Below are 25,096 nucleotides of genomic sequence, written 5' to 3' on the forward strand. Positions count from 1 at the left end.
GAGACGGAGGAGCGGTTGTATCCAGCCTTCAGAGCGAGCGCGAGTCGGATCACCGGCGCCGCTGACACCGCGGGCAGAAGTGGCTCGAGCGCCCGCCGAACGGCACGCGCCTGATCGGCTCGCCGCAGCGGGGGCACGGCTCCCCCGTGCGCCCGTACGCGTTCAGCGAGTGGGCGAAGTACCCCGCCTGGCCGTTCACGTTGACGTACTGGGCGTCGAAGCTCGTGCCGCCCTCGGCCAGCGCCTTCGCGAACACGTCGCGCAGCGCCGTGAGCAGATCTCGCGCCTTGCGCGGCCCGATCGACGTGCCCGCGGTCTCGGGATGCAGTCGCGCCCGCCACAGCGCCTCATCGGCGTAGATGTTGCCGACGCCGCTCACGAGGGTCTGATCGAGCAGCAGCTTCTTCACCCCGGCGCTGCGCGACCGCAGCGCCGCGACGAACGCGTCGTCGTCGAAGGCCGGATCGAGCGGGTCGCGCGCGATATGGCGGGCCTGATTCGGGATCGCGCCGCCGCCCGCCGCCGCGGAGAGCCCGTCGAGGGCGAGCGAGCCGAACAGGCGCTGATCGGCGAAGTCGAGCCTCAGCTCGCCGTGCTCGGGATGCTGGATCCACAGCCGGATCCGCACGTGCCGATCGTCGGGGGCGTCGAGCGAGCGCAGCAGCAGCTGTCCGCTCATGCCGAGATGGGCGAGCAGCGCCTGGCTGGGCATGTTCTCGACAGGCGAAGGGAGGCCGTCCCCCGCGTTCAGAGCGATCGGAATCCACAGGAACTTGCCCCGGCGCTGCGGCGCGGCGAGCCGCAGGCCCGCCACCCGACGCTCGAAATCGGCGGAGCGCGCGAGTCCGGCCTCCGGGGTCAGCGTGACACCGTGCCCACCCAGCCCGTCATCGCCGGGCAACCCGTCGACGCCGAGCGGCAGGTGCCTCTTGAGTGCGCGCGGGTCGCGCACCTCCGCGGCGATCACCGTCGCTCCGGTCACCGCGGGAGCGAGACCGGCGCGCACGACCTCGACTTCGGGAAGCTCGGGCACGCGAGCTACTTCTTGCGCGACTTGCGACGCACGCGCAGCTGCTCGACGGCGTCGCGCGCCGCGGCGAGCTCGGCCGTCTTCTTGCTCGTGCCCTCGCCCACACCGACGATGCCGTCGAGGGTGACGCGGGAGGTGTAGCGCCGATCGTGATCCGGGCCGGAGCCCGAGGTCTCGTAGGGCGGGTGCGGCAGACCGCGTCGCGCGGCCTCCTTCTGCAGCGACGTCTTGGGATCGACGGCCACGGTGAAGCGATCGGGATCCGCGAACAGCGGAGCCACGAGGTCGAGTACGAAGCGGTTGGCCGTCTCAGCATCGGTCGAGAGGAAGACCGCGCCGATGATCGCCTCGACGGTATCGGCGAGGATCGAATCCTTGTCCCTGCCGCCCGTCTGCTTCTCGCCCTTCCCCAGCCGCAGCGACGCTCCGAGCCCGAGGCCCCGGGCGACCTCCGCGAGCGCCACGGTCGACACGAGTGCCGAGCGTCGCTTCGCGAGCTCGCCCTCGCTCAGCTCCGGGTAATCGCGGTACAGCTTGACCGTGACCGCCTGGCCGAGAATCGAGTCGCCGAGGAACTCGAGTCGCTCGTTGTGTGGCGCTCCACCCTGCTCGTAGGCCCACGAGCGGTGCGTCAGCGCGAGGTCGAGCAATTCGGGATCGACGGTCACGCCGAAGGGCACGAGAAAGCCGCCGGGGTCGCCCTGCGGCGTTCCCGACGGCTCTCGAGGGTTCGAAGCCAACTTACGCGTCGGCGACCTTGCGGCCCTTGTACTCGAGGAAGAGGGCGTTGCCCTGCGAGTCCTCGACCACGCGAGCGCGGTGCGGGAGGCTGTAGACGGTGCGGCCGTTCTCGACGGTCTTCACCAGCTTGGGGGCCTCGGCCTTCCACGCCGAACGGCGGTGACGGGTGTTCGAACGCGACATCTTGCGCTTGGGAACAGCCATGATGCTCTCTTTCCTAGTTGCCTTCAGGATCGGAAGACCGATCCACGTCTTTTTCTTCGGCCAGAAACCCGGCCAGCGCAGCCCACCGCGGATCGACCGCAACGGACTCGGCTGCAGCCTCGGCCTCGCGCAACTCACCGGACTCGGGGTCGAGCCCCGGGCAGTCCGGGCGGCACACTGGCTGGAACGGCAGTGCAAGCACTACCGCGTCTCGGAGCGGGGGTTCAAGATCCACGTGATCACCGTGAACCCCGTACTCGTCGGCCTCCGTAGGAGTATACGCGAAAAGCTCCTGAAACTCGACTTGAAACGGCGTGGCGAACTCTTTCAGGCACCGCCCGCACTCCGCGTGCACCGTCGTGCCGACCTCGGCCGACACGAGGATCCCCTCGTGCACGGATTCGAGACGAAGGTCGAGGTTGATGTCCTCCCCCTCGGCCACCCACGCGAGGCCCTCACCGAGCTTTTCGGGAGCGGCCACGGTGCGGGATCGCTCGCGCATCTCCCCCGGACGGTTGTAGATGTCGCGGATGTTCTCGTGGAACACTCGTGCGCCGCTCATCAGGCCGGCCTCGTCTTGGCGAGGAAGCGTGCGACGGCGGGCGGCACGTACGGGGAGACATCGCCGCCCAACGCCGAGACCTGGCGCACCAGCGTGCTCGACACGTGAGCGTGCCCGGGGTCGGGAAGCAGGAACACCGTCTCGACACCGGCGAGGCTGCGATTCATGATCACCATGGGCGTCTCGTAGGCGACGTCGATCTGCGACCGAATGCCCTTCACGAGCACCGACGCCCCCACCTCCGTGCAGTAGTCGACCAGCAGGCCGACCGACCAGGAGGCGACGAGGATGTTGCGGGGCATCTGCGGGTCCTCGTCGAGCGCCTTCTGGATCAGCCCGACACGCTCCGAGATGGGCAGCATCGCGTCCTTGCCCGGGTTGTGCACGACGAGCACGTGCACCTCGTCGAAGATGTCGGCGGCGCGACGAATCACGTCGAGGTGTCCGAGAGTGACCGGATCGAAAGATCCGGGTACGACAGCGATCTTGGTCATGCTTCCCACCCTATCTGTCGCAGCTTGGAAGAATCAGAGGCCGTGCTGCTTCGCGAAGATCACGGCGTGCACGCGGTCGCGCAGCTGCAGCTTGGCGAGCACGCGCCCGACATGGGTCTTGACCGTCGACTCCGAGAGGAACAGCTCGGCGCTGATCTCCGAGTTGTTGAGCCCCTCGGCGATGAGCCGCAGCACGTCGAGCTCGCGCTCGGTGAGCACCTCGAAGACCTCGCCGGGCTCGGCGGCGACCGCGGTGTGTTCGTCGCGCGGTCGCCCCGCAGGCTCGGTCTGGCGGATCTGCTCGATGAGCCGGCGCGTGACGCTCGGCGCCATGGCGGCGTCGCCGGCAGCGACGCGCTGGATCGCATCGACGAGGTCGTCGGGGCGTGCGTCCTTGAGCAGGAACCCGCTCGCGCCCGCCTGAATGGCCCCCGTGGCGTACTCGTCGAGGTCGAAGGTGGTGAGCACCAGCACCCGCGTGTCCGGGTGCTCGGCCACGATGCGCCCGGTCGCCTCGATGCCGTTCATACCCGGCATCCGCACGTCCATCAGCACGACATCGCACCCCCGCCCCTCGGCCTCGAGCCTCGCCAGCTCGGCGAGCGCGGCTTCACCGTCTGCGGCCTCCGCGACCACGTCGATGCCCGGCTCGGCCAGCAGCACCAGCCTGAACCCCGTGCGGATCAGTTCCTGGTCATCGACCAGCATCACCCTGATCTGAGCCTCGCTCATCGCTTCTCCTCTTCGTTCCAGGTGCCAGCGACCCGTTCTCGAGCCGCCGCGCTGACCGGCAGCACCGCTCGCAGCAGCCACCCCCCGCCCACCATATGGGTGGGGCCCGCGGAGATCTCTCCGCCGAATACTCGCGCCCGCTCGCGCAGGCCGGCGATCCCGCGCCCCGAACCGACCCCCGATACGGGAGTCGACGATCCGGGCACCGCGCCGAAATCGCGCACCTCGACCACGGTGCGATCGGGCAGCCGCTCCACGCGGACCTCCGCCTGCGCGCCCGTGCCCGCGTAGCGCAGCACGTTCGTGAGCCCCTCCTGCACCACGCGGTAGACCGCGAGATCCTGTCCGCGATCCCCCGAGGCCTCACCCGATATCTCAAGGCGCGCGTCGACGCCCGCATCCCGGAAGCCCCTCACGAGCTCGGGCAGATCCTGCACTCCCGGCTGCGGCACGAGCTCCGCCTGCTCGCCCTGGTCCGTGAGCGCACCCAGCAGGCGGCGCATCTCGGCGAGGGCCGTGCGCCCGGTCTCCGCACTGCGCGACATCGCATCGGCTGCGGCATCGGGTGCGGCCTGCGCCGCGCGCACCGCACCCTCCGAGAGGGCGATCATCACCGATAGCGAGTGCGCCACGATGTCGTGCATCTCCCGCGCGATGCGGGATCGCTCCTCCGCCACGGCGAGCTGCGCCAGCTGGTCGCGCTCTCTCGCGAGCTGGTGGGCCCGATCGATGATCGCCTGGACGTAGCGGCGGCGGTTGCCGAGGTTGATGCCCAGCATCAGTATCGCGAGATACCAGATCGCGGTCATCACCGTGAGCGCGATGAACTCCGTCGCTCTGAAGCCGTTGCCGTCGGCCAGGAAGACCCCGCCCGGCACCGCCGTCTCCGCCGAGACCTCCCCGGCCCCTCCCGTGAGGAAATAGCTCAGGATCGATCCCGCAACCGCCACCCCGTAGCCGACCCACCCGGCGGCCACACTGCGATACACCGGCACCGCGTAGATCATGAAGAGCAGCGCGACGCTGTTGGGCAGGGCCTGCGCGCTGTACTCCCAGAGCAGCAGCAGGGTCACCACGATGAGCCCGGCCAGCGGGAAACGGCGGCGGTACAGCAGCGCGAGCGCGATGATCAGAGCCTTGACCAGCGCCAGCAGCCACCACGCACCGTGCAGGTAATAGGGCGCCCCGTAGGCGGTGCTCGCGCTCAGCATGCCCACCATGTCGATGCCGAGCGCGAGCCCGCATCCGATGAAGTACCAGACGACGATGAACACGTCGACCGCGAGCGGGTGCGCGGCCAGCGCCCGCCGGATCACTCCCGGCGGGCGCGGCAGCCGCACCTCGGCCGCGGTCGACTGTTCGATGCTCACCCCTTCACCCTAGTGATTCTTCCCGTCGCTCAGCGCGCATCGCGGCGCTTGAAGAGGAGCGCCGCGGGCACGAGCGCGGCCGCTGCCCAGATCGCCATCGCGATCAGCGCGCCCCAGTAGTCGGGACCGACCGCACCGGGAGCGCCGGGAACACCGGCCCCGGGAGCGCCCGGAGCGGGGAGCCCCATCGAGAGGGTACCGCCGAGGTCGCCCGGGAGGTACGCGGAGACGGTCGGCAGCCACTCCCACCCGGTGAGCATGAGCATCTGCATCGCGATCGGCAGCACGAACGTGATGCCAGCGATCACGGCGATGCCGCCGGCGGTCGAACGCAGCATCGCGGCGATGCCGAATGCCAGCAGGGTGATGAGCACGAGATAGGCCAGGGTGCCGAGGCCGCCCGAGATGACCGTCGCGGAACCGAGCTGCTCGGCAGCCTGCGGCAGGAACGCGATCGCGAGCGCCAACCCGCCGAGCACGAGCACGAGGGCGGTGATCGCTGCGACGACCGCGGTGACGATCGCCTTCGCCACGATCACCGGCGTGCGGCGAGGAACCGCGGTGAGGGTGGAGAGGATCATGCCGCTCGAGTACTCGCTCGTCACGGCGAACACCCCGAGCACCCCGAACACGAGTGCCAGGAACGGTGCGGTGAACGTCGAGACGATCAGCAGGTAGCTCTGCAGCCCGGCGGCGTCCAGGGTCATCATGGAATCGGGGCTGCCCGCTTCGCTGCTCCACAGCAGCGCGATCATCGTGCTCAATCCGAGCCCGACGAGCACGGTGATGAGCAGCGTGAGACGAATGCTGCGCAGCGAGAGCAGCTTGATGCGTTCGGAGCGGAGCACGCCGCCGAAGGTGAGGCGTGGCGCGCCCATGATCGGGCGGGCGGACTGCCGGGCGGAGCGAGCGGAGGATCCGCCGGCGTTCTCACCGGGAACCGTGCTCGCGTCGATGGTGATGGTGGAGGTCATGATGTCTTCCTTCAACTCAGGCCTATTTAGAACCCAGGCGTATTTAAGCGGTCTCGTACTCGAGCTCGCCGCGGGTGAGAGCGAGGTAGGCGTCCTCGAGCGACGAGGAGACCGGGCTGAGCTCGTGCAGCTCGATGCCGTGGGCAGCGGCGGCGCGTCCGATCTCGGCTGCCGTGATCCCCCTGGCGGTGAAGCCCTGGTCGCCCTCGGGATCGAGCTGCACGCCTTCAGTTCCCATGAGCAGCGACGCGAGCTTCGCGGCTTCGGGGCTCTGCACCCGCACCCGCTCGCGCTGCGCGCCGCCGCCCGCGACGAAATCCGCGATCGGCGCGTCGGCGACGACGCGCCCCCGCCCCAGCACGATGACGTGGTCGGCGGTCTGCGCCATCTCGCTCATCAGGTGGCTCGAGAGCAGCACCGTCCGCCCTTCACCGGCGAGGTGGCGCAGCAGCTGCCGCACCCAGAGCACGCCATCGGGATCGAGGCCGTTCACGGGCTCGTCGAGAATCAGCGTCTGCGGGTCGCCGAGCAGCGCGGCCGCGATCCCGAGCCGCTGCCCCATGCCGAGCGAGAAGCCGCCGACCCGCTTGTTCGCGACCGCGGAGAGGCCCGTCTGCTCGAGCACCTCGTGCACTCGGCGATCCGGGATGCCGTGCGTCGCCGCGAGTGCGCGCAGGTGCCCGCGGGCGGTGCGCCCGGGGTGCACGCCCTTGGCGTCGAGCAGGGCACCGACCTCGGCCAGCGGCGCGTGCGAGTCGGCGTAGCGCTTGCCGTTCACGGTGACCGTGCCAGCCGAGGGGCGATCCAGCCCCACCATGAGCCGCATGCTCGTCGATTTGCCGGCGCCGTTCGGGCCCAGGAAGCCGGTCACCTGACCCGACTTGATCGAGAAGCTGATGTCGTCGACGGCGGTCTTCTTGCCGTACTGCTTGCTCAGGCCTCGTGCCTCGATCATGATGGTCTCCTTCGCGTGGTGCGTGCGGTGCTGCAGAGTGCTGCATCGTTGCTTCCACCGTAGGATCGCCGAGCAGGGCGCGGATCGACCCCGAGTGCCCTCCGTGTGGTACCTGGGTACCGGTCTCTAGGACTTCGCGAGGTTGTCGAGCAGGCCCGCCTCGTGCTCGCGGGCGATGAGCTCGGCGAGGCCGGGGGCCGTCTCGAGTTCGGGATCGCGCTCGAGGAGCGCCGCCGCGACCTCGCGGGCGTGCGCGATCAGCTCGCCGTGCTCGGCCACGCGCAGCAGCTTCAGAGTGGAGCGCCCGCCCGACTGCGCGGTGCCGAGGATATCGCCCTCGCGCCGCAGCTCGAGGTCGATCTCGGCCAGGGCGAAGCCGTCGGAGGTCGCGGCGACCGCCTCGATGCGCTCGCGCGCGACCGTCCCCTGTGCGGCCGTGGTCATCAGCAGGCACAGACCCGGATGCTCGCCGCGGCCCACCCGACCTCGCAACTGGTGCAGTTGCGAGATGCCGAAGCGGTCGGCGTCTCGCACGATCATGATCGAGGCATTCGGAACGTTGACGCCGACCTCGATGACGGTGGTGGCGACGAGGATCCCGATCCGCCCCTCCGCGAAACCGCGCATCACGCGGTCCTTCTCATCCGAGGTCATCCCGCCGTCGAGCCCCTCGATCTGCACGCCCGCGTACTCGGGGCGCCGCCGCAGCTCGGCGACCGTGTCCTCGACGTTCGCGAGCGGTCTCGGCCGCGCGGCTTCGGCGTCCTCGTTCTCGACCTCGTTCTCGAGTTCGGGATCGACCTCGCCCGCAGAGATCGCTGGGCAGACCACGTAGACCTGACGCCCGGCGGCGAGATCCTCTGCGGTGCGCGCCCACACACGGGCCGCGCGGTTCGGCATCTCGAGCTCGGGCACGGTGAAGGTCTCGATGCCCTGTCGCCCCGGGGGCAGCTCGCGGATCGTGGTGACCTCGAGGTCGCCGAACGCGGTGAGCGCGACCGTGCGCGGGATCGGCGTCGCCGTCATGGCGAGCACGTGCGGCGAGGTGCCCTTGCGGCGCAGGGCCTCGCGCTGCTCGACACCGAAGCGGTGCTGCTCGTCGACCACGATGAGGCCGAGGTCGTAGAAGGTCACGTTCTCGCCGATGAGGGCGTGCGTGCCGACCGCGATCCGACAGGTGCCGGAGGCGAGCGAGAGCAGCGCCCGCTTGCGCTCCGCCGCCTGTATGCGCCCGGTCAGCAGCACGGGATTGAGCTCGGCCGCGAGGTCGGGGCCGAGAGCGTCGACGATCGAGCGGAAGTGCTGCGCCGCGAGCACCTCGGTGGGGGCGAGCAGTGCGCTCTGGCCGCCGCTCCCGGCCACCTGCAGCATGGCGCGCAGCGCGACGAGCGTCTTGCCCGACCCGACCTCGCCCTGCAGCAGCCGGTGCATCGGGTGGGGCTGGGCCAACTCGTGCGAGATGGTCTCGCCGGCGCGGCGCTGGTCACCCGTCAGGTCGAACGGCAGCGCGGCGTCAAAGCGGTCGAGCGGTGTGGATCCTGAACTTGATCCTGATCCGGATCCTGATCCCGGCCCCGCTCCTGTTCCAGCCCCCGGCCCCGATCCCCCGGCCTCCGCGCCCGACAGCGGCCTCGGCGTGCTCGCCTCGAGGCTCGCCCGGCGCCTGCGGTCGAGTAACGCGAGCTGCAGCTCGAAGGCCTCGCGGAACCGCAGACTCTGCTGGGCGCCGCGCCAGTCGGCGTCGTGCTGGGGGCGATGGATCAGTTCGAGCGCCGGCCCGTACGCCATGACGCCCTCGGCCTCGCGGATCTCGGCGGGCAGCGGATCGGCGACCGGACCGAGCGCGTCGAGGGCGAGCTCGACCGCGCGCTGCACCGTCCAGCTCGGCATCTGCGCGGTGGCCGGATAGATCGGCACCGGTGTCTCGGCCCAGGCGCGGGCCGCGGCCTCGTCGAGCTGCGCGCCCCCCGGGGCCTCGTCGCGGTTCTCGAACATCTCGTACTCGGGATGCTGCAACTGCAACTGCCCGCGGTACTCGCTGACCTTGCCGGCGAAGATGCCCCGCCGCCCCGGCACGAGATCGCGGATGCGGTAGGGCTGGTTGAAGAACGTGAGCGTGAGCGTGCCGGTGCCGTCGGTGATGCGGGCCTCGAGTATCTTGCCGCGGCGGCGCTGCATCTGACGCTCGCGCACGTCGAGCACCTGCGCCACGACCGTGATCTGCTCGCCGAGCGGCAGCCCCATGAGCGGCGTCAGCTCGCCGCGTCGCGAGTACCGGCGCGGAATATGGTGCAGCAGCTCCCCCACGGTGCGCACCCCGAAGGCGCGCTCGAGCGGCTTCGCGGTGCGCGCGCCGACGACCCCGTCGAGCGGCGTATCGAGTGTCGCGAGAACCATGCCTCTAGCGTATCGGCGGCCACCGACACTGCGAGGCGGTACCCTCGTGGGGTGACCAGAATCATCGCCGGAGCCGCGGGATCCCTTCGCCTCGACGTGCCGAAATCGGGCACCCGCCCCACGAGCGACCGCGTGCGCGAGGCCGTCTTCTCGACGCTCGAATCGTGGGGACTCGTCGACGGCGCCCGTGTGCTCGACCTCTACGCCGGATCGGGTGCGCTCGGCCTCGAGGCAGCGAGCCGCGGGGCGGCAGCGGTGACGCTGGTCGAGAAGCATCCGCAGGCGGCGCAGGTCGCGAGCCGCAATACGCGCACCGTGCTGGGCGCGTTCAAGGATGCCGGATCGGCACCGGCCGTCGACGTGGTGCGGCAGTCGGTCCAGACCTTCCTCGACGGCGCCGGGACGGGGTCGGGCGCCGTGTCGGGTACATCAGCCCCGCACGGACCGGCGCCGCGCTGGGACGTGGCGCTGCTCGATCCGCCCTACGACCTCGGCGAGGCCGAACTCACCGCGAACCTCACCGCGCTCGTCCCCCTGCTCACCGACGACGCGGCGGTGCTCGTCGAGCGCAGCACCCGCTCCCCCGAACCCACCTGGCCGGCCGGCCTCGCCCCCGTGCGCGAGAAGCGCTACGGCGAGACTGCGCTGTGGTGGGCGGAGGTCGTCGCCGACGAGCAGGGCTCGGAGCAGCAGGACTCGGAGCAGCAGGGCCCGGAGTAAGCCGGAGGAGGCTCAGCCGCCCTCGCCGGGCAGGAAACCCATCTGGATCCCGGTGCCGTTCTCGGTGCAGGCGCTCGAAGCCGCCTCGGAAGCCTCGCTGTATTTGACCGTGTCGCCTTCCTCCAGGGCTTCTTTGATGTCCCGGATGTGAGGGGTGATCGCGGTATCGCCCTCAAGGAGGCTCGCCCAGAGATCCTCGAGCATCCGCTCCTGGGCCGCTCTGCCCGCTTCGTCGCCCTCGGCGCCGGAAAGTCCTTGGTCGAGTCGGAGTTGGTAGGTCGCGAGCAGGCTGAGCTGTCCGCATTGGAAATCGGCGGTGATGCTCGGCTCGAGTGCGTCGAACGTCTCCTGGTTCATCGCCGCATCGGTTTCGGGAGTCGGCTGCGGATCCGCATCAGCGGTGCACCCCGCAAGGGCGAGACCGACAGCGAGGCCAGCCGCGAGGGCGACTCTTCGAACTCGGAGCTTCATCGTTCCTCCCGGAGCATCGACCTGCAGCACGAACCTCAGCAGTGTGAGACGAGCCTATGCGCCGGCGTTGCGAAACCCAAGCTCATAGTGCCCGGAGCACTCCGAGAGATGCCACGGGCACAACACAAAACTCCGGCGATCCGCCGGATACCGGGAGAAACAGCTCGAAGCTGCCGGTACCGGGCGGATCGCCGGAGTTTCAGTGATCGCGGGCTACGAGCGCGGGATCAGCGTGTACTTCGTCGACAGGAACTCGTGGATGCCGTCGAAGCCGCCCTCGCGGCCGATGCCCGACTGCTTCACGCCGCCGAACGGAGCCGCCGCGTTCGACACGAGGCCGGTGTTCAGGCCCATCATGCCGGTCTCGAGCTGCTCGATCATGCGGTGACCGCGAGCGATGTTCTCGGTGAACACGTAGCTCACGAGGCCGTACTCGGTGTTGTTGGCGATCTCGACCGCCTCCTCCTCGGTGGAGAAGCGGATGATCCCGAGCACCGGCCCGAAGATCTCCTCGCGCATGATCGCGGCCTGCGAGCTGAGGTTGTCGATCACGGTCGGCTGGAAGAAGTTGCCCGGGCCGTCGATGGTCTCGCCGCCGGTCACGATCGTGCCGCCGGTCTCGACCGCGTCGGCCACGAGACGCGCCGTGTTCGCCACGGCCTTCTCCTCGACCAGCGCGCCGATGTCGTTGCCCTCGTCGGCGCCGCGCCCGATCTTCATCGCGGCGACCTTCTCGCCCACGCGACGCGCGAACTCGTCGGCCACCGACTCGTGGACGATGATGCGGTTCGCCGCGGTGCAGGCCTGGCCGATGTTGCGGAACTTCGCCAGCAGCGCGCCCTCGACGGCCTTATCGAGATCCGCGTCCTCGAACACGATGAACGGCGCGTTGCCGCCGAGCTCCATCGAGGTGCGCAGCACGTTCTGCGCCGCGGCCTCGAGCAGCTTCACGCCCACCGGGGTCGACCCGGTGAACGACAGCTTGCGCAGGCGCGGATCGCTGAGCAGCGCCGACGACTGAGCGCTCGACTTCGAGGTCGGCACCACGTTCACGACACCGGCGGGCAGGCCCGCCTCCTCGAGCAGCTGCACGAAGTAGATCGTGGTCAGCGGGGTCAGCGCGGCCGGCTTGATCACCGAGGTGCAGCCGGCGGCCAGCGCCGGAGCGATCTTGCGGGTCGCCATCGCCAGCGGGAAGTTCCACGGCGTGATGAAGTAGCACGGACCGACGGGGATGTGCGAGACCACCATGTTGCCGGTGCCCTCGGGGTTCTGACGGTAGTCGCCCTGCACGCGCACGGCCTCCTCCGAGAACCAGCGCAGGAACTCGCCGCCGTACACGACCTCGCCGCGGGCCTCGGCGATGGGCTTGCCCATCTCCATGGCCATCAGCAGCGCGAACTCCTCCTTGCGCTCCATCAGCAGATCGAACGCGCGGCGCAGGATGTTCGAGCGCACACGGGTCGGGGTGTTGCCCCACTCCTGCTGCGCCTCGACGGCCGCGTCGAGCGCGCGCACCGCGTCCTCGACGGTCGCGTCCGCGATCGTCTTGATGACCTCGCCGGTCGCGGGATCATGCACGTCGAACGTCGCACCCGAGGTCGAAGCCTCCCACTTGCCGCCGATTCCGAGGCCGCTCTCAACACGGTCGAGCAGCTCCTGCTCGTTGGGCTTCAAAGCCATTGTTCTGTGTCCTTCCGTTGTCAGTTAGCGGCGAGCGCGTCGGCGACGATCTGCAGGCCCTCGCGCAGCAGCTCGTCCGAGATGGCGAGCGGCGGGAGGAAGCGGATCACGTTGCCGTAGGTGCCGCAGGTGAGCAGGATCACGCCCTGCTCGCCGGCCTGCTTGGCGATCGCGCCGGTCAGCGCGGCGGCGGGCTTCTTCGATCCCGACTCCACGAGCTCGATGGCCTGCATGGCGCCGCGGCCGCGGATGTCGCCGATGCGGTCGTCGTTCTTCTGCAGCTCGGTGAAGAACTCCTCGATGATCGCGCCGATCTCGCGGGCGCGCTCCGAGAGGTTCTCCTGCTCGTAGGTCTCGATGGTCGCGAGGGCCGCGGCGCACGAGATCGGGCTGCCGGTGTAGGTGCCGCCGAGGCCGCCGGCGTGCGCCGAATCCATGATCTCGGCGCGGCCGGTCACGGCCGAGAGGGGCAGGCCGCCCGCGATGCCCTTGGCGGTGGTGACGAGGTCGGGGACGACACCCTCGTGGTTCGCGGCGAAGAGGTCGCCGGTGCGGGCGAAGCCGGTCTGCACCTCGTCGAGGATGAAGACGACGCCGTTGGCGGTCGCCCACTCCTGCAGTGCGGGGAGGAAGCCCTCGGCGGGAGCGATGAAGCCGCCCTCGCCCTGGATGGGCTCGATGATGATCGCGGCGAGGTTGGCGGCGCCGACCTGCTTCTCGATCTGGGTGAGCGCGACCTCGGCCGCCTCGGCGCCGGTCAGGCCGTCGCGGAAGGGGTACGAGGTGGGCACGCGGTAGACCTCGGGGGCGAACGGGCCGAAGCCGTCCTTGTAAGGCATGTTCTTGGCGGTCATGCCCATGGTGAGGTTGGTGCGGCCGTGGTAGGCGTGGTCGAACACGACGACGCCGTTCTTCTTGGTGTAGTGACGCGCGATCTTGATGGCGTTCTCGACGGCTTCGGCACCCGAGTTGAAGAGGGCGGAGCGCTTCTCGTGATCGCCGGGGGTCAGCTCGTTGAGCTTCTCGGCGACCTGGATGTAGCCCTCGTAGGGGGTGACGGTGAAGCAGGTGTGCGTGAACTGCTGCACCTGAGCGGTGACGGCCTCGACGACGCGGGGGGCCGAGTTGCCGACGCCGGTCACGGCGATGCCCGAGCCGAGGTCGATGAGCGAGTTGCCGTCGGCGTCGACCATAACGCCGCCGCCTGCGGCGACGATCGAGACGGGCAGCGCAGCACCGACGCCCGCAGCGACCGCGGCGCTCTTGCGCGCGATGATCTCCTGCGACTTCGGGCCGGGAATGCTGGTGACGAGCTTGCGCTCCTGCGGAAGCGAGGGGCCGCCGATGAGGGCGTCTGCCATGAGATTCTCCTTGAGGCTCATCCGCGGCGCGGGGCGCATCGCGGATTCGAATGGATTCGGGATCAGCCTAGACCCGCACTCATCGGGCCCATTGTGCCAAGATGGACGAAACAACGTCGAACTTTCGACATTTCGGCACACGACTTCAAGCGAGCGACATGGCAGAGCATCAGGATCGGACGGAACGCTCGTCGGGTACCGCGACACCCGTCACGCACTCGCCCAGCATCGAGCTCGGCGAACTGCTGCGCCAGTATCAGCTCGGGCTCGTGCTGATCGCCGGCGCTTCCGAGGACGCGACCGAGCGCCCCGTGCAGTGGGTGCACGTGAGCGAGCTCGAGGATCCCGCCCCCTTCCTCACGCCCCGCACCGTGCTCCTCACCACCGGCGCCCGCTTCACGGCTGTGCACGATCAGCGCGACGCCGACGCCTACGCGCAACGGCTCATCGGGGCCGGGGTGACCGCCCTCGGCGTCGCGGTCGGCCTGCACTGGGATCGGGTGCCCGCGCGGATCGTCTCGGCCTGCGACAGGCTCGGGCTGCCGCTCTTCCGCGTGCCATACGACACGGCATTCATCGAGATCGTGCAGACGGCGGCGCGCCTGCTCGAAGCGGGCGCTCGCGAGCGCGACATCTGGGCCCTCGAGTCGCAGCGCGCGGTCGCGTCGGCCTCTCTGCAACGCGACGGACTGGGATCGGTCGTGCGCGAGGCCGCGTCCAGGCTCGACCGCTGGGTGTGCATCGCCGACCGCTCAGGCCGGATCATCGAGTTCGCGCCCCGCTCCGCCCGACGCGAGGTGCAGACCGAGTGGATCCAGCGCGAGACCCGGCGTCTCGTCGAGCGCGGTCTGAGCGCCGGGCGCATCGGCGGCACGGGCGGCGGGGTGCGGATGCAGGCGCTCGGCAGGCAGGGCAGGGTGCTGGGCGTCCTGGCGGTCGAGGATCACGGCGCCCCGGACACCGCTGAGCGCACGCTGGTGGGGCTCGTCGCAGCACTGGCCACGGTGCAGCTCGAGCACCGCAGCGGGATCGACGCAGCCCAGGCCTCGCTGCGCGACGCGATCGTGACGCTGCTGATCGCCGGGGACTTCGCCCTCGCCGAGAAGCTGGCAGAGGGCGCCCTCGCCCGCGTACCCCGAGGCACGGTCGTCGCGGTGCGCTACCGCTCCGAGGGGCTGGCCCCGGAGACGCTCGAGGACCTGCAGTCGTTCGACGCCGGCAGCCAGGGGGTCATCAGCGCCGCTCTCGACGGCGCACCCGTGATGGTCGCGGAGGCGCGGCACCTCCCGGCGATCCGCCGCCTGCTGCTCCCCCGCCGCATCCCGTCGGGCATATCCGAGCGCGGCGAACCGACTCAGCTGGGCGAGCTGATCGACCAGGCGGATCGTGCCCTCGAGTACGCGATCGCGAGCGGAGCGGAGGGGCCGGTCGACTACCTCCCCGCCCTCCACGACGGCGTGCTGCATCTCCTGAGCACGGTGCCCGATGCACGGCGCCGCGCCGACAGCCTGCTCGCGCCTCTGCGGAAGCACGATCGCAAGCACGACGACACGATCGAACTCAGCCTGCGCGCCTGGCTCGCGCACCACGGGCAGACGAGCCCCGCCGCGACCGAGCTCGGCATCCACCGCCACACGCTCAAGGCACGGGTGCAGACCGCCGGGCAACTGCTGCAGGCCGACCTCGACTCCCCCGATACCCGGGCCGAGCTGTGGGCTGCGCTGCGGCTCACGGCCGGCGCCGCTGGGACACCGCACGGGGAGTAGTCTCCCCGCAGGAACGCTCGTCAGGCCCCCGGCAGCCGCACCGTGTACGGGTCCCAGCCGCGCGGCTCGAGCGGAGCGCCGTCGAGGGTCACGGTAGGCAGCTCCGCGCGGGATCCCCGGCTCTCGGCTCCCAGCGCCCGCACCTCGCCGATCCGCACGAATCCGTCGGGCAGCGTCCCGGCAGCGGGGAAGGTAGCGAGCAGACCGTGGTCCTCTCCGCCCGTGAGCATCGCTTCGACCGGCACCCGCGCCCCCGAGGCCCCCAGCTGGGCGCCGAAACCAGCCTCCAGCAGCGCCGCGTCGAGGTCGAGCACCGCGCCGCTCGCGCGCGCCATGCGGTCGGCGTCGATCGAGAGCGAGTCCGAGACGTCCATCATGGCGGTCGCTCCCGCCTCGGCGGCCCGCACCCCGAGCCCGATCGGCGGGGTCGGCGCGAGCTGCGCGGCGATCTCGACGGGGTGCGCCCGGCGCAGCCCCGGCAGGGAGCGGGCATGCGCGGTGCCGTCGGGATCGGCGGCTTCGGCGAACAGCAGCGAGAGCCCGAGCCCGGCGAGGCCCAGCGGCCCGGCGTAGGCGATCACGTCGCCGGGGCGCGCGCCCGAGCGGGTGACCGGTTGCCGCCCCTCGAGGTCGCCGAGCGCGGTCACCGAGGCTGTCACGACGGGCGCCCGGCCGAGATCTCCCCCGACCACGCCGCAGCCCGGCGCGAGTTCCCGGCAGGCCGCGTCGAGCCCTCGGGCGATGCGCTCCAGCAGTTCGACCGGGGTCTCGCGGGGCACCGCGAGCGCGACCGTGAGCGCGGTCGGCCGAGCCCCCATGGCGGCCACATCGGAGAGGTTGGTCGCCGCGAGCTTCCACCCCAGGTCGAAACCGTCGTGCCACGCGAGGCGGAAGTCGGGGCCCTCGATCATCGTGTCGGTCGTCACGACCGCGTCACCGGCGAAGCCGAGTACCGCGCAATCATCGCCCGGCCCGAGCCGCGCGGCCTCGGCACTCCCGAGACCGGCGAGCACCCGCGCCAGCACCTCGCGCTCCCCCAGCTCGCCCACGGTTGCCTTCACACTCTCAAACTAGCGCACAGGGGGATGTCGGTAGGCTGGCTGCGTGACTTCGCTCCGGATCCGCACGCTCACCCTGACCACGGCGGCACTCGCCTCGGCGACGCTCCTCACGGGCTGCGCGGGAGACGTGCCGATGGAGGCGGCGGAGAACGCGAACGACCCCGCCTGCGCCGACGTGATCGTGCGGCTGCCCGACACCGTCGCCGGCCTCGAACGGCGCACCACCAATGCGCAGGCGACCGGCGCCTGGGGCACGCCCTCGGGCGTCGAACTGCAGTGCGGCGTCGTGCCGAGCGGGCCGACCACCGACAGCTGCGTGAACGTCGATGGGGTCGACTGGATCATCGACGACTCGCAGGCCCCGATCTACCGCTTCGAGGCCTACGGCCGCTCGCCCGGCCTCGCCGTCTTCGTGAACTCCGAGCACGCCAGCGGCACCGCCGCGGTGCTCGACCTCGGCACCGTCGTCAAGCAGCTGCCGCAGACCCGCGAGTGCGTGGGCCTCGTCGACACGCTCGAACCCTAGGCTCCCGGAGCACTCGGCTCCGGGCACCCGGCACAGGCGCTCAGTACGCCGGCTTCTTCTCGATCGCGAGCTCCACCAGCTCGGTGATGAGGTCGGTGTAGCCGAGCCCCGACTCCTGCCAGAGGCGCGGGTACATCGAGATCGGCGTGAAGCCCGGGAGCGTATTGATCTCGTTGATGACGGGCCCGTTATCGGTGAGGAAGAAGTCGATGCGCGCGAGCCCCGCGCACTGCGTCACTTCGAAGGCCCGCACGGCGGCATCGCGGATCGCCTCGAACTCGGCATCGGTCACCTGCGCGGGCAGTGCGAGTTCGACGCCCGCCGCCCCCAGGTACTTCGCCTCGAAGTCGTAGAACTCACGCCCGGTGAAGACGATCTCGCCGATCACCGAGCTGGTGCGGGGCTGGTCGTCGCCGCGCCCCTCGAGCACGGCGATCTCGACCTCGCGACCGGTCACGCCCGACTCGATGAGCACGGTGCGATCCTCGGCGAACGCGACGTCGAGCGCGGCGGGAATCTCGGACCGCTCGGTCACGCGGCTCACGCCGACCGACGAGCCGGCTCGCGCGGGCTTGACGAAGAGCGGGTAGTGAAGCCCCTCGTCGAGCGCCTCGACGAGGTGCGGATCGCGCGCCACCTGCTCACGGGTCACGGTGCGCCAGGGCGCGACCGGGATTCCGGCGTCGGCGAGCACGGTCTTCACGGCGTGCTTGTCCATGCACAGGGCGGAGCCCAGCACGCCGCTGCCCACGTAGGGCAGGTCGACGAGGTCGAGCATGCCCTGCACCGTGCCGTCCTCGCCGTAGGGTCCGTGCAGCATCGGCAGCACCGCGTCGGCGTGACCGAGCGTGCGCAGCGCGCCGCTCTGATCGATCACGGTGAGCGAGCGGGTCTCGGTCGACGCGGGCCACAGCACGCGCGTGCCGTTGTCGCGCACCTCGGGCAGCGCCCCCGCCTCGAGTCGGTAGTCTTCGAGATCGCTCTCCTGCAGCAGCACATTCGCGCCGTGCTTGGTGATGCCGACGAGGATCACGTCGAACCGCTCGCGATCGATCGACCGGAGCACGCCGGCCGCGGTGACGCAGCTGATGCCGTGCTCGCTCGATCGGCCGCCGAACAGCAGCACGACGGTGCGCTTGCCGGCGGACGAGTTCTCGGCGTTCGCCGATACGGTGGGGGCTGCGGTCACGTCGAGGGTCCCTTCAAACGGTTGAGCAATCGGCGCCAGGCGCCTTCCTGGGTGCCGGTGAGCGTCTGCTCCGGCTGGGGTACGTCGTCTTCGGTGGCGAGATGCGGGCCGAGATCCTTCGGAGCCATGCGACCGCTCAGCACCATCTGCACCTGCTCCACGATCGGCATGCCGATCCCGAGCTCGCGGGCCAGCTCGAGCACCGGCGGCACCGAGGTGATCCCCTCGGCGACCTGCTGCATCTGCTCCTTGGTCTCCTCCTGCGTGTACCCCTGGCCGATGAGCCGGCCCGCGGTGTTGTTGCGGGAGAGCGGGGACTGGCAGGTGGCGATGAGGTCGCCGAGCCCGGCGAGACCGGAGAGCGTGGCGGGATCAGCGCCCTGCGCGACCGAGAACTGCGTCATCTCCGCGATGCCGCGCGTGATGATCGCGGCCTTCGTGTTCTCGCCGTAGCCGACGCCATCGACGATGCCGATCGCGAGGGCGATCAGGTTCTTGAGCACGCCGCCGAGCTCGGTGCCGATGACGTCGGTGTTGACGTAGGTGCGGAAGTAGGGCGCCGATGCGGCGGTGGCGATCTCCTGCGCCACGGCGAGGTCGACGCACGACGCGACGCCGCCCGTCGGCTGCTCCTTGGCGATCTCGAGCGCGATGTTCGGGCCCGAGATGACGCCGATGCGGGCCTCGTCGAGGTCGAGGGTGTCGTAGATCACCTGCGACATGCGCATGGTGGTGGTCTTCTCGACGCCCTTCACCAGGCTCACGAGCACGCTGCGCCGGTCGAGGTACGGCTCGAGGTCGATGAGGTTCTGCCGCAGGGTCTGGCTCGGCACCGCGAGGAACACGAGGGAAGCCCCGCGCAGCGCGACGCTCAGGTCATCGGTCGCTTTCAGGCTCTTCGGCAGGTTGATGCCCGAGAGGTACTGCGAGTTGCGCTTCGCGACCTGGATCTCGTGCGCGACCTCGCGTCGACGCGCCCAGACGGTCACGTCGCACCCCGCGTCGCAGAGCACCTTCGCGAAGGTCGTCCCCCAGCTGCCCGCGCCGATCACCGCGACCTTGCGGCCGCGGTTGCGCTGATTCATTCCGGTGACGATCGGGATCGGCCGAGTGGTCAAAAACGCCCCGTTTCACTCTGCTGGTGCTTGCTCGGATCCCAGCGCTCGGCCGGGGGCTGTTCGTCTCGGAGGTCGGAGAGCAGCGCCGTGATCGCGTCCATGAGCAGGTTGGTGGCCTCGGTCACCACCCGCTGATCGACAGCGCGTCCCTCGAAGCGGCTGAGGTCGAGCGCCTCGCCCACCGAGACGCGGATGGTCTTCCGCGGGAACGGGTGGATGCGCTTGGCGTAGCGCGGCATGAGATCCTGCGTACCCCAGTGCGCCACCGGGATCAGCGGGATGCCAGATTCGAGAGCGAGCCGCACCGCGCCCGACTTGCCCCGCATGGGCCAGAGATCCGGATCGCGCGTGAGCGATCCTTCCGGATAGACGATCACTCCCGACTCGCGCTCGATGAGCTGACCCGCCGCGCCCATGGGGTTCGCGCCGTCTCGCGCCGGGCGCGCCGATCCCTGCCGCTCCACCGGGATCTGGCCGGATGCCCGCAGCAGCCAGCCGAGCACGGGAACGCGGAAGAGGCTCGCCTTCGCCATGAACCTCGGCAGGCGGCCCAGATGCCAGACGGCGGCGCCCATCGCGATCGGATCGATCTCGCTGTAGTGGTTGGGCGCCAGGATGAAGGGACCCGTCTTCGGCAGCTTCGACTGGGGGGTGAAGCGGTACCGCACCATGAGCGACCAGGCCGGCAGGATCGCGCAGGCGAGCACCCAGAACACGGAGGGTCGACGCTTCTCCGCGGAGGGGCGGCTGCGGAGTTTTACCGTGTCAGTCATGCTCACATTATCTCGCGACGGCCTCCCCGGCGCGGAATGCCGTGCCGGGGAGGAACGAGGGATCAGCTCTCGTAGACGAAATCTGCGCCGAGCTTGCGCAGCTTCTCGATGAAGTTCTCGTAGCCGCGCGAGATGATGCCGAGGTTCGTGACCTTCGTCTGCCCCTCGGCGGTCAGGCCGGCGATGAGGTAGCTGAAGCCGCCCCGCAGGTCGGGCACCTCGATCTCGGCACCGGTGAGCGGGGTCGGGCCGGTGATCACCGCGGCCTGCTCGAACTCGCGGCGCAGCACGCGGCGCGTGTCGTCATGCAGGCCGTCCTTGTAGACGCGGATGTCGGCGCCCATCTTGTTGAGCGCGTCGGTGAACCCGAAGCGGTTCTCGTAGACGGTTTCGTGGATGGTCGACACGCCCTCCGCCTGCGTGAGCGCGACCACGAGCGGCTGCTGCCAGTCGGTCATGAAGCCGGGGTGCACATCGGTCTCGATGGTCACGGGCTTCAGCGCCCCACCGGGGTGCCAGAAGCGGATGCCGTCGGAGTGCACGTCGAAGTCGCCGCCGACCTTGCGGAAGACGTTGAGGAAGGTCATCATCTCCTCCTGCTTCGCCCCCTCGACGAACACGTCTCCCCTGGTCGCGAGCGCCGCGGCCGCCCAGCTGGCGGCCTCGTTGCGGTCGAAGATCGCCGCGTGGTCGTAGCCGCGCAGCTCCTTCACACCCTCGATGAAGATGACCCGGTTCGGCTCGACCGTGATGATCGCACCCATCTTCTGCAGGATGCAGATGAGGTCGATGATCTCGGGCTCGATGGCCGCATTGCGCAGTTCGGTCTGCCCCTCGGCGAGCACGCTCGTGAGCAGCACCTGCTCGGTCGCGCCGACCGAGGGGTAGGGAAGCTCGATGTTCGCGCCCTTGAGACCGTTGGGTGCGGTGAGGCTGATCCCGCTCGGCAGCTTCTCGACCACCGCGCCGAACTTGCGCAGAGCGTCGAGGTGGAAGTCGATCGGCCGGTCGCCGATGCGGCAGCCGCCGAGATCAGGAATGAACGCCTCTCCGAGCCGGTGCAGCAGCGGGCCGCAGAAGAGGATCGGGATGCGCGAGGACCCCGCGTGAGCGTCGATGTCGGCGTGGTGCGCCTGCTCGACGTTCGACGGGTCGAGACGCCACTCGCCCGGATCCTCGCCCTTGGTGATGAGCACGCCGTGCAGAGCGAGCAGACCGGCCACCACGCGGATGTCCGACACGTTGGGCACGTTGCGCAGAACGCTCGGGGTCTTGCCCAGCAGCGCCGCCACCATGGCCTTCGGCGCGAGGTTCTTCGCGCCGCGCACCTCGATGCGCCCCTTGAGGGGCCTGCCGCCGTTGATGATGATCTCGTCGGAGGTCAGACCGACACGAGCGCCGGCCTTCTTCGCGTCCTGTCTCAGGCCCGCGGCGGTCGCCTCATCGTTCATAACGGCGACGTTCGCGTCGTCGTTCGGTGCGTCCTGCTCGCTCACGCGGCCTCCAGCGGGGTTGTGGTCGGCATCCACGACGGGCGCCGAGCCTCGAATTCAGAGATTGCGGACTCGTTGCGGAGGGTCAACGAGATGTCGTCGAGCCCTTCCATGAGCCGCCAGCGAGTGTAGTCGTCGATCTGGAACGGCACACTCAGGTTGCCCACCGACACCGTGCGATCCTCGAGGCTCACCGTCAGCTGCACGCCGGGTTCCGCGTCGATCGCGGCCCAGAGCTTCTCGACGTCGGCCTCCTCGACCTGTGCGGCGAGCAGCCCCTGCTTGCCGGAGTTGCCCCGGAAGATGTCCGCGAAGCGCGGCGAGATGACGACCTTGAAGCCGAAGTCGCGCAGCGCCCACACGGCGTGCTCGCGCGAGGAGCCGGTACCGAAATCGGGGCCGGCGACGAGGATCTCGGCGCCCGCGAACGCGGGCTGGTTGAGCACGAAGTCGTCGCTCTGACGCCAGTGGTAGAAGAGGGCGTCGTCGAAGCCGGTCTTCGTGACGCGCTTCAGGAAGACCGCGGGGATGATCTGGTCGGTGTCGACGTTCGAGCGCTTCAGCGGTGCCGCCACGCCCGTCATCGTGATGAACTTGTCCATGATTACGCAGCCTCCGCCTTCTCGGCGGCGATCCCGGCGCCGTCCGCATCGTGGGTGATGCCCTTCGCGGCATCCTCGTTCAGATCCCAGGGGCTCGAGAGCGTGCCGCGGATCGCCGTCGCCGCCGCGACGAGCGGCGAGACGAGGTGCGTGCGCCCGCCCTTGCCCTGGCGCCCCTCGAAGTTGCGGTTCGAGGTGGAGGCGCAGCGCTCCCCCGGCGCCAACTGGTCGGGGTTCATGCCGAGGCACATCGAGCAGCCGGCGAAGCGCCACTCGCCGCCGAACTCCTCGACGATCTTGTCGATGCCCTCGGCCTCGGCCTCGAGCCTCACCCGCGCAGACCCGGGCACCACCATGAGGCGTACGCCGTCGGCCTTCTTCTTGCCCTTGATGATGCTCGCGAAGGTGCGCAGGTCGTCGAGGCGGCTGTTGGTGCAGGATCCCATGAACACCGCGTCGACCGCGATCTCCTTCATGGGGGTGCCGGCCTCGAGGTCCATGTACTCCAGCGCCCGCTCGGCCGCGACGCGCTCGTTCGGATCCTCGATCTCCGCGGGATCCGGCACACGATCGCTCAGCAGCACGCCCTGCCCGGGGTTCGTCCCCCAGGTCACGAACGGCTCGAGCTCGCTCGCATCGATGAACACCTCGCGGTCGAAGACGGCGCCCTCGTCGGTCGGCAGCGTCTTCCAGTACTCGACCGCGCGATCCCAGTCCTCGCCCTGCGGAGCATGGGGACGGCCCTTCACGTACTCGAAGGTGGTCTCGTCGGGCGCGACCATGCCCGCGCGCGCGCCGGCCTCGATCGACATGTTGCAGATCGTCATGCGACCGTCCATCGAGAGGCCGCGGATCGCCGAACCGCGGTACTCGAGCACGTAGCCCTGCCCGCCGCCGGTGCCGATCTTCGCGATGACCGCGAGGATGATGTCCTTCGCGGTGACGCCCGGGCGCAGTTCGCCCTCGACGTTGATCGCCATGGTCTTGAACGGCTTGAGCGGAAGCGTCTGCGTGGCCATCACATGCTCGACCTCGCTCGTGCCGATACCGAACGCCAGCGCGCCGAACGCGCCGTGCGTCGAGGTGTGGCTGTCGCCGCACACCACGGTGATGCCGGGCATGGTGAGGCCGAGCTGGGGGCCCACCACGTGGACGATGCCCTGCTCCTTGTCGCCGAGCGGGTGGGCCCGCACGCCGAACTCCTCGACGTTGCGACGCAGGGTCTCGATCTGCAGGCGGCTCGTCGGATCCTCGATCTGCCGCGTGATGTTCACCGTCGGCGTGTTGTGGTCCTCGGTCGCGATCATGAGATCCACACGGCGCAGGGGCCGATCGGCCATGCGGAGGCCGTCGAAGGCCTGCGGGCTCGTCACCTCGTGGATCAGGTGGAGATCGATGTAGATGAGATCGGGTTCGCCGTTCTCGCCCTTGACGACGACGTGGTCGTCCCACAGCTTCTCGGCCAGAGTTCGGGGCTTGGTTGCTTCAGTCATACGTGCGCTTCTCTATTCCGTAACTTGCACGCGCGAACACGCGCGATCGCTTTCGGCCGTGCCTGACTCCGCGACGGGAGGGCCGAAATGCTACACCCCGTCGCGGCAAGGAAGAAGAAGCTGCCGACGACGCATGATGAAGAGTCTACCACCGGGCGATCAGTCCTCCGGAGTATCGGCCGCTCCGAGGTGCAGCCGCTGACCGCTGCGCTTGGCCTCGCGATTCATCTTCACGACGCTCGCGATGGTAGCCACCGCCATCGCCGCGACGATGAACCCGAGCGAGAACCAGATGCTGATGTCGGGCACCCATTCGACGTGGTGCCCGCCGTTGATGAACGGCAGCTCGTTCTCGTGCAGGGCGTGGAAGACCAGCTTCACGCCGATGAACGCCAGGATCGCGGCGATGCCGTACTTGAGGTACTCGAGCTTGTCGAGCAGGCCGCCGAGCAGGAAGTAGAGCTGACGCAGACCCATGAGCGCGAACACGTTGGCGGTGAAGACGATGAACGGGCTGCGCGTGATGCCGAAGATGGCGGGGATCGAGTCGAGGGCGAACAGCAGGTCGGTGGTGCCGAGCGAGACGAGCACGAGCAGGAACGGGGTCCACATCCGTTTGCCGTCGACCGTCGTGCGCAGCTTGCCGCCGTCGTAGTGGTCGGAGATCGGCATGACCTTCTTCACCTGACGGATGATCCAGCTGTCGCCGCCGTGCTCCTCCTCACCCGGCTTGACCTGCTGCCAAGCGGTCCAGATGAGCCACGCGCCGAAGAGGAAGAAGATCCAGATGAACCGCTCGATGAGCGCGGCTCCGGCGAGGATGAAGACGCCGCGGAACACCAGCGCCAGGATGATGCCGATCATGAGCGCGCGCTGCTGGTAGGCGTGCGGCACCTTGAAGCTCGCGAGGATCAGCACGAACACGAAAAGGTTGTCGATCGAGAGGCTGTACTCCGTGAGCCAGCCGGCGAGGAACTCGGTTCCGTGCTGCACATCGCCCAGCAGGAAGATCGCCCCGGCGAAGAGCAGCGCGAGCAGCACGTAGAAGCCGACCCAGAGGCTGGCCTCGCGCATGCTGGGCACGTGGGGGCGCTTGATGATGAGGAGCAGGTCGACGACGAGGATTCCGACGAGCAGAATCATCGAACCGATCTCGAACCAGGGTGGAAGAACAGGTGCCACGAACATCTCTTTCGGTGCGGCGCGGGTGCGCGGATGAACCGAAAGTCTCTCCCCGGCGACTCCCCCGGGTGATCCGGCGAGACGGCACCGCGCTCGCACCGGCCGGGCCACGGAGCCCGGCGTACTGACGACGCGAGCGAAACGGAATACTCCCTTTCGAAGGCACCAGCATACCCGAACCCCGGCGATCCGCGGATCA

General features: G+C 69.6%; 24 protein-coding genes. 3 read left to right on the forward strand and 21 right to left on the reverse strand.

The window, feature by feature from the left end:
- Positions 1 to 49: 49 nt before the first annotated feature.
- The 10 genes from mutM to KVY00_RS02280 form a co-directional block, all read right to left on the reverse strand.
- Entirely contained in the window at positions 50 to 1,033 is a 984-nt protein-coding gene (mutM, locus tag KVY00_RS02235) for a bifunctional DNA-formamidopyrimidine glycosylase/DNA-(apurinic or apyrimidinic site) lyase (protein ID WP_223044133.1), read from the reverse strand.
- A 5-nt stretch (positions 1,034 to 1,038) separates the two neighbouring features.
- Positions 1,039 to 1,710, reverse strand: a complete 672-nt coding sequence (gene rnc, locus KVY00_RS02240; protein ID WP_223045144.1) for a ribonuclease III — start codon at positions 1,708 to 1,710, stop codon at positions 1,039 to 1,041.
- Positions 1,711 to 1,771: 61 nt separating this feature from the next.
- Positions 1,772 to 1,975, reverse strand: a complete 204-nt coding sequence (gene rpmF / locus KVY00_RS02245) for a 50S ribosomal protein L32 (protein ID WP_017885009.1) — start codon at positions 1,973 to 1,975, stop codon at positions 1,772 to 1,774.
- A 13-nt stretch (positions 1,976 to 1,988) separates the two neighbouring features.
- The gene (locus KVY00_RS02250; protein ID WP_223044134.1) at positions 1,989 to 2,537 is read right to left on the reverse strand and encodes a YceD family protein; all 549 of its coding nucleotides are present in this window, start codon (positions 2,535 to 2,537) and stop codon (positions 1,989 to 1,991) included.
- Positions 2,537 to 3,031: a pantetheine-phosphate adenylyltransferase gene (gene coaD / locus KVY00_RS02255; RefSeq protein WP_223044135.1), complete on the reverse strand. Its 495-nt coding sequence runs from the start codon at positions 3,029 to 3,031 to the stop codon at positions 2,537 to 2,539. The genes KVY00_RS02250 and coaD overlap by 1 nt, the downstream gene beginning before the upstream one ends.
- A gap of 33 nt (positions 3,032 to 3,064) precedes the next feature.
- Positions 3,065 to 3,763, reverse strand: coding sequence for a response regulator (locus tag KVY00_RS02260; RefSeq protein ID WP_223044136.1), 699 nt, complete (start codon positions 3,761 to 3,763; stop codon positions 3,065 to 3,067).
- A complete protein-coding gene (locus KVY00_RS02265) occupies positions 3,760 to 5,133 on the reverse strand; it encodes a sensor histidine kinase (RefSeq protein WP_223044137.1) in 1,374 nt (457 codons plus the stop codon). Before KVY00_RS02265 ends, KVY00_RS02260 begins: the two co-directional genes overlap by 4 nt.
- A 29-nt stretch (positions 5,134 to 5,162) precedes the next feature.
- Complete coding sequence (locus KVY00_RS02270) at positions 5,163 to 6,107, reverse strand: ABC transporter permease subunit (RefSeq protein ID WP_223044138.1); 945 nt, start codon at positions 6,105 to 6,107, stop codon at positions 5,163 to 5,165.
- A 43-nt stretch (positions 6,108 to 6,150) separates the two neighbouring features.
- A complete protein-coding gene (locus KVY00_RS02275) occupies positions 6,151 to 7,062 on the reverse strand; it encodes an ABC transporter ATP-binding protein (RefSeq protein ID WP_223044139.1) in 912 nt (303 codons plus the stop codon).
- 126 nt (positions 7,063 to 7,188) lie between these two features.
- Complete coding sequence (locus tag KVY00_RS02280) at positions 7,189 to 9,459, reverse strand: ATP-dependent DNA helicase RecG (protein ID WP_223044140.1); 2,271 nt, start codon at positions 9,457 to 9,459, stop codon at positions 7,189 to 7,191.
- Between the two features lie 51 nt (positions 9,460 to 9,510).
- On the opposite strand from KVY00_RS02280, the gene KVY00_RS02285 reads away from it, so the two are divergent.
- Positions 9,511 to 10,179: an RsmD family RNA methyltransferase gene (locus KVY00_RS02285; protein ID WP_223044141.1), complete on the forward strand. Its 669-nt coding sequence runs from the start codon at positions 9,511 to 9,513 to the stop codon at positions 10,177 to 10,179.
- A 12-nt stretch (positions 10,180 to 10,191) separates the two neighbouring features.
- Here KVY00_RS02285 and KVY00_RS02290 read toward each other — a convergent pair whose 3' ends face one another.
- From KVY00_RS02290 to gabT, 3 genes are all read right to left on the reverse strand, one after another.
- The gene (locus KVY00_RS02290) at positions 10,192 to 10,650 is read right to left on the reverse strand and encodes a hypothetical protein (protein WP_223044142.1); all 459 of its coding nucleotides are present in this window, start codon (positions 10,648 to 10,650) and stop codon (positions 10,192 to 10,194) included.
- Between the two features lie 213 nt (positions 10,651 to 10,863).
- Positions 10,864 to 12,333 carry an NAD-dependent succinate-semialdehyde dehydrogenase gene (locus tag KVY00_RS02295; RefSeq protein WP_223044143.1) on the reverse strand — a complete coding sequence of 490 codons (1,470 nt, stop codon included), beginning with the start codon at positions 12,331 to 12,333 and terminating at the stop codon, positions 10,864 to 10,866.
- Between the two features lie 20 nt (positions 12,334 to 12,353).
- Positions 12,354 to 13,694: a 4-aminobutyrate--2-oxoglutarate transaminase gene (gene gabT / locus KVY00_RS02300; protein ID WP_223044144.1), complete on the reverse strand. Its 1,341-nt coding sequence runs from the start codon at positions 13,692 to 13,694 to the stop codon at positions 12,354 to 12,356.
- 158 nt (positions 13,695 to 13,852) lie between these two features.
- Here gabT and KVY00_RS02305 point away from each other — a divergent pair, with 158 nt between their 5' ends.
- Entirely contained in the window at positions 13,853 to 15,460 is a 1,608-nt protein-coding gene (locus KVY00_RS02305; RefSeq protein ID WP_223044145.1) for a PucR family transcriptional regulator, read from the forward strand.
- A gap of 20 nt (positions 15,461 to 15,480) precedes the next feature.
- Here the strand turns inward: KVY00_RS02305 and thiL are convergent, their stop codons facing one another.
- Positions 15,481 to 16,521 (reverse strand): thiamine-phosphate kinase, encoded by a 1,041-nt coding sequence (gene thiL, locus KVY00_RS02310; RefSeq protein WP_223044146.1) that lies wholly within the window; start codon positions 16,519 to 16,521, stop codon positions 15,481 to 15,483.
- Positions 16,522 to 16,564: 43 nt separating this feature from the next.
- Between thiL and KVY00_RS02315 the strand changes: the two genes are divergently transcribed.
- On the forward strand, positions 16,565 to 17,047 hold the full coding sequence (locus KVY00_RS02315; RefSeq protein ID WP_223044147.1) for a DUF3515 family protein: 483 nt from the start codon (positions 16,565 to 16,567) through the stop codon (positions 17,045 to 17,047).
- Between the two features lie 40 nt (positions 17,048 to 17,087).
- Here the strand turns inward: KVY00_RS02315 and KVY00_RS02320 are convergent, their stop codons facing one another.
- The 7 genes from KVY00_RS02320 to KVY00_RS02350 form a co-directional block, all read right to left on the reverse strand.
- Positions 17,088 to 18,236, reverse strand: a complete 1,149-nt coding sequence (locus KVY00_RS02320; protein WP_223044148.1) for a D-alanine--D-alanine ligase family protein — start codon at positions 18,234 to 18,236, stop codon at positions 17,088 to 17,090.
- A complete protein-coding gene (locus KVY00_RS02325; RefSeq protein ID WP_223044149.1) occupies positions 18,233 to 19,321 on the reverse strand; it encodes an NAD(P)H-dependent glycerol-3-phosphate dehydrogenase in 1,089 nt (362 codons plus the stop codon). The genes KVY00_RS02320 and KVY00_RS02325 overlap by 4 nt, the downstream gene beginning before the upstream one ends.
- Before the next feature lie 29 nt (positions 19,322 to 19,350).
- The gene (locus KVY00_RS02330) at positions 19,351 to 20,127 is read right to left on the reverse strand and encodes a lysophospholipid acyltransferase family protein (RefSeq protein ID WP_223044150.1); all 777 of its coding nucleotides are present in this window, start codon (positions 20,125 to 20,127) and stop codon (positions 19,351 to 19,353) included.
- Positions 20,128 to 20,189: 62 nt separating this feature from the next.
- Complete coding sequence (gene murA / locus KVY00_RS02335) at positions 20,190 to 21,578, reverse strand: UDP-N-acetylglucosamine 1-carboxyvinyltransferase (protein WP_223045145.1); 1,389 nt, start codon at positions 21,576 to 21,578, stop codon at positions 20,190 to 20,192.
- A 41-nt stretch (positions 21,579 to 21,619) separates the two neighbouring features.
- Entirely contained in the window at positions 21,620 to 22,222 is a 603-nt protein-coding gene (gene leuD / locus KVY00_RS02340; RefSeq protein WP_223044151.1) for a 3-isopropylmalate dehydratase small subunit, read from the reverse strand.
- Between the two features lie 2 nt (positions 22,223 to 22,224).
- Positions 22,225 to 23,715 carry a 3-isopropylmalate dehydratase large subunit gene (gene leuC, locus KVY00_RS02345; protein ID WP_223044152.1) on the reverse strand — a complete coding sequence of 497 codons (1,491 nt, stop codon included), beginning with the start codon at positions 23,713 to 23,715 and terminating at the stop codon, positions 22,225 to 22,227.
- Between the two features lie 159 nt (positions 23,716 to 23,874).
- Positions 23,875 to 24,903 (reverse strand): TerC family protein, encoded by a 1,029-nt coding sequence (locus tag KVY00_RS02350; RefSeq protein WP_394358263.1) that lies wholly within the window; start codon positions 24,901 to 24,903, stop codon positions 23,875 to 23,877.
- Between the last annotated feature and the right edge of the window lie 193 nt (positions 24,904 to 25,096).

Source organism: Leucobacter tenebrionis (genome assembly GCF_019884725.1).
Lineage (GTDB): Bacteria > Actinomycetota > Actinomycetes > Actinomycetales > Microbacteriaceae > Leucobacter > Leucobacter tenebrionis.

Coding starts and splice junctions, on each gene's coding strand:
- rpmF (WP_017885009.1), bottom strand. CDS start 1,975: ATGGCTGTTCCCAAGCGCAAGATGTCGCGTTCGAACACCCGTCACCGC.
- KVY00_RS02250 (WP_223044134.1), bottom strand. CDS start 2,537: ATGAGCGGCGCACGAGTGTTCCACGAGAACATCCGCGACATCTACAAC.
- coaD (WP_223044135.1), bottom strand. CDS start 3,031: ATGACCAAGATCGCTGTCGTACCCGGATCTTTCGATCCGGTCACTCTC.
- KVY00_RS02260 (WP_223044136.1), bottom strand. CDS start 3,763: ATGAGCGAGGCTCAGATCAGGGTGATGCTGGTCGATGACCAGGAACTG.
- KVY00_RS02270 (WP_223044138.1), bottom strand. CDS start 6,107: ATGACCTCCACCATCACCATCGACGCGAGCACGGTTCCCGGTGAGAAC.
- KVY00_RS02275 (WP_223044139.1), bottom strand. CDS start 7,062: ATGATCGAGGCACGAGGCCTGAGCAAGCAGTACGGCAAGAAGACCGCC.
- KVY00_RS02280 (WP_223044140.1), bottom strand. CDS start 9,459: ATGGTTCTCGCGACACTCGATACGCCGCTCGACGGGGTCGTCGGCGCG.
- KVY00_RS02290 (WP_223044142.1), bottom strand. CDS start 10,650: ATGAAGCTCCGAGTTCGAAGAGTCGCCCTCGCGGCTGGCCTCGCTGTC.
- KVY00_RS02295 (WP_223044143.1), bottom strand. CDS start 12,333: ATGGCTTTGAAGCCCAACGAGCAGGAGCTGCTCGACCGTGTTGAGAGC.
- gabT (WP_223044144.1), bottom strand. CDS start 13,694: ATGGCAGACGCCCTCATCGGCGGCCCCTCGCTTCCGCAGGAGCGCAAG.
- KVY00_RS02305 (WP_223044145.1), top strand. CDS start 13,853: ATGGCAGAGCATCAGGATCGGACGGAACGCTCGTCGGGTACCGCGACA.
- KVY00_RS02325 (WP_223044149.1), bottom strand. CDS start 19,321: ATGAATCAGCGCAACCGCGGCCGCAAGGTCGCGGTGATCGGCGCGGGC.
- KVY00_RS02330 (WP_223044150.1), bottom strand. CDS start 20,127: ATGACTGACACGGTAAAACTCCGCAGCCGCCCCTCCGCGGAGAAGCGT.
- murA (WP_223045145.1), bottom strand. CDS start 21,578: ATGAACGATGAGGCGACCGCCGCGGGCCTGAGACAGGACGCGAAGAAG.
- leuD (WP_223044151.1), bottom strand. CDS start 22,222: ATGGACAAGTTCATCACGATGACGGGCGTGGCGGCACCGCTGAAGCGC.
- leuC (WP_223044152.1), bottom strand. CDS start 23,715: ATGACTGAAGCAACCAAGCCCCGAACTCTGGCCGAGAAGCTGTGGGAC.
- KVY00_RS02350 (WP_394358263.1), bottom strand. CDS start 24,903: ATGTTCGTGGCACCTGTTCTTCCACCCTGGTTCGAGATCGGTTCGATG.